General features: G+C 60.7%; 2 protein-coding genes. One reads left to right on the top strand and one right to left on the bottom strand.

Annotated features, from left to right (window positions below; translation table 11 throughout):
- Positions 1–279 (bottom strand): protein-tyrosine-phosphatase (locus OXG98_09475; protein MCY3772235.1); only part of this gene is annotated, 279 nt, incomplete at its 3' end.
- Positions 280–1,107: 828 nt separating this feature from the next.
- On the opposite strand from OXG98_09475, the gene OXG98_09470 reads away from it, so the two are divergent.
- Positions 1,108–2,100 (top strand): LysR substrate-binding domain-containing protein, encoded by a 993-nt coding sequence (locus tag OXG98_09470; protein MCY3772234.1) that lies wholly within the window; start codon positions 1,108–1,110, stop codon positions 2,098–2,100.
- Positions 2,101–2,329: the final 229 nt, after the last annotated feature.

The following is a 2,329-nucleotide window of genomic DNA, read 5'->3' as shown; positions in this document are numbered from 1 at the left end:
ATGGCAATGCACCAGCAGATGGCCGACCTCGGAGCGCGCCAGCAGGTCGCCGACCCGGAGAAGCCGGTCGACATCTTCCGCCTGCGGCGGCCGCCATCCCGGCCTGTCCGAAACGATGTCGTGCATGTGGAAACGGTGATGGTCCACCGGGCCGAGCGCGGCCCATCCGTCCGGCTCCGGCCACCCCGGATCGAGCAGGGAAATCACATGGCTCACCCCGGTGCCGGCGAACCGCTCGATCTCGTCGAGGCCACAGATGGACACTTTGAACGGCAGCATATCGGTCTTTCCCGGCGCCGGTGGCGAGGCAAACCCGGCGACCCGACGCCTGTCGGCGGCCGGCGTCCGAAATCGGGTTTCGAACGGTTTCCATACAACGTTCGCCGCGCCGCGACGACACCGGCGGCCCGTGGCGGACGTTTCGGCTTACCGCCGCGGGCCTGTCGGCGGGTGCATCGGTTCCCGCTTCCGTGACCGGCGCCGGGTCGCGAACCGCCCCGGGAACATAAAATAACCGTGACCGGAACGAAGCACAATCCGAAGAAGATTCGAAATCCGGGACCGAAAGGGAATTGTTCCCGAAAACTCTCGCGATCGCGGTAATTTTTACCGGATCGTAAATCCGGCGTCATGATCTTTCATGTTCGTTGACAATACAACAGAAACATTTGCCAATATGCAATAATCCCGGTCCGAAATGCGCCAGGAAAATGGTAAAAATGATTGCTCCCTGCGTAGATTTTTTCAGGGCATGAACGCTATATCCATCATCCCGGAAGAGGCCGTTCTCCAGGCTTCACAAGACCGCCCAGCGGCTGAGCCTCTTTGAGCGGCACCTCAGGAAAGGACAGAACTGCGGCAATCCCGGCATCCATAAATCTCTGTGATCGAAGAAGGAAGGAAAATTGAGAAAACTTGTACCCGGAAAATTTATCAATCTCAATTAGAAGGATTTAACCCATATGGTTCTAAATTTTACCAGGTAGTAAAATTGCATTTCATGAGATTTTCTTATTATCGCTATAGCAATACAAAATTGGATAGATTTTAGAAAATCGGCATGATTGACATTCGAAATTGCGGCAGTCCTGCCAGGAGTAGTCAAAAATGCCTGTTACATTACGTCAATTGCGATATTTCCGTGCCTTGGCCGAACATGGTTCCTTTTCCCGCGCGGCCGAGAAGGTCCACATCTCGCAGCCCGCTCTCTCCATCCAGATCCGCGAGCTGGAAGCCACCTTGGGCGGATTGGTGGTCGAGCGCGAGAGCCGGGGCGTCGTCCTGACACGGCTTGGCCGGGACGCCTTCGAGCAAACGATCAGGATCCTCGACGAGACGACGCTGCTCGAGACATTGGGAGCGCGTCTCGAGAACGGCCCGGTGCGGGTTTCCGTGGGCGTCCTGTCGACCCTTGCCCCTTACCTGGTGCCGGGTGTCATGGAGCGCCTCAGGGAGGCCACTCCGCGCGTCGACATCAATATCGCGGAGTCTTCCGGAGAGACGCTGACATCCGAACTGGTCGCCGGCCGCCTCGATGCCGCCGTCGTTTCGCACCCGCTGGGTTTGCTCGAACTCTGCGAGCGCATCCTGTTCGAAGACCGCTTTCTGCTCGCAGGCGATGTCGAACGGCTCGCCTCGATCCGTCGCGATTCGGGCGATACGGTCTCGCCGGCCGAACTGGCCCGGGCCGATGCCGGTCCGTTGCTCACGCTCGGTCACAGCGATTGCCTCGCCGCCCAGATCATGGGGGCCTGCCTGACATGGCGCATCCGTGAAGTCCGGCGCGGCGCCGGATCGCTGGCGACGCTGTCGCGCCTCGTCGCCCAGGGCGCAGGGTTGACCCTGCTGCCGGAGACCGCGGCGGCCGCGGAGCGTGCGGCGTCTCCGGATCTTTGCTTCCTGCGTCTTGCAGCGCCCCAGCCGTCGCGCCGTATCGTTCTCGTCCACCGGACCGCCGCCGAGGGCCAACGCTGGATCGACAGTCTGGCGGAGGCGGTCACCGAATCGGGGCAGGCCCTGGTGTCCGAAGCAGCGGCGGCGGTCCGCAAACTGCCTGCACGAGGTTTTGAGAAACCGGAAAGCCTGGCCGAAGCGGCATGACGCTGCCGTGAGAGCCGATCCGGTCTTGACGGAATCCTGTGGCGTGGCGTCCCTCGATACGCCCCGGAAAAAATCCGGGGCTACTCGGGATGAGGGATTTTAGATTGGCGCCCGTTATTCAACCAATCCCCTCACCCTGAGTAGCCGCCGCAGGCGGCGTATCGAAGGGCGGCCTTGGCTACATCGCCGTTTGCGATAGAAACGGACACGTCCTAGAACAGCCCCTGCA

This window comes from Gemmatimonadota bacterium, from assembly GCA_026706345.1.
Lineage (GTDB): Bacteria > JAAXHH01 > JAAXHH01 > JAAXHH01 > JAAXHH01 > JAAXHH01.
Note: the sequence above shows the minus strand (reverse complement) of the source record. Positions and strands in the feature narration are given on the sequence as shown.

What these genes read in the sequence shown, in the direction of transcription:
- OXG98_09470 (MCY3772234.1), top strand. Translation starts at nt 1,108, where the DNA reads ATGCCTGTTACATTACGTCAATTGCGATATTTCCGTGCCTTGGCCGAA.